Origin of the sequence: Citrobacter sp. TBCS-14, from assembly GCF_005280805.1 — a bacterium.
GTDB lineage: Bacteria > Pseudomonadota > Gammaproteobacteria > Enterobacterales > Enterobacteriaceae > Citrobacter > Citrobacter gillenii.
The window spans coordinates 1-300 of record NZ_SZWM01000810.1 but is presented as its reverse complement, the minus strand read 5'-3'; the positions used below and the strand labels follow the sequence as shown (position 1 = coordinate 300).

The 300-nt window shown below is 62.0% G+C and carries 1 protein-coding gene; it reads left to right on the top strand.

What is annotated here, in order from left to right; genetic code table 11:
• On the top strand, window positions 1-300 hold a 300-nt coding region (locus tag FDX22_RS21435), incomplete at both ends, for a LysR substrate-binding domain-containing protein (RefSeq protein ID WP_255433018.1).

Genomic DNA, 300 nt, shown 5'->3' with positions numbered 1-300 from the left:
TTCCGCGCCGAGCATCCGTCGGTGGAAATCAAGCTCACCACCGGTGACGCGGCTGATGCAATGGAAAAAGTCGTCACCGGCGAGGCCGATCTGGCAATTGCCGGTAAGCCCGAGACACTGCCCGGCGCGGTGGCATTTTCCATGCTGGAGAATCTGGCTGTGGTATTGATAGCGCCAGCACTGCCCTGCCCGGTGCGCAACCAGATTTCGGTGGATGAGCCAGACTGGTCAACGGTGCCGTTTATCATGGCCGACCAGGGGCCGGTGCGCCGCCGCATTGAGCTGTGGTTCCGGCGCAAT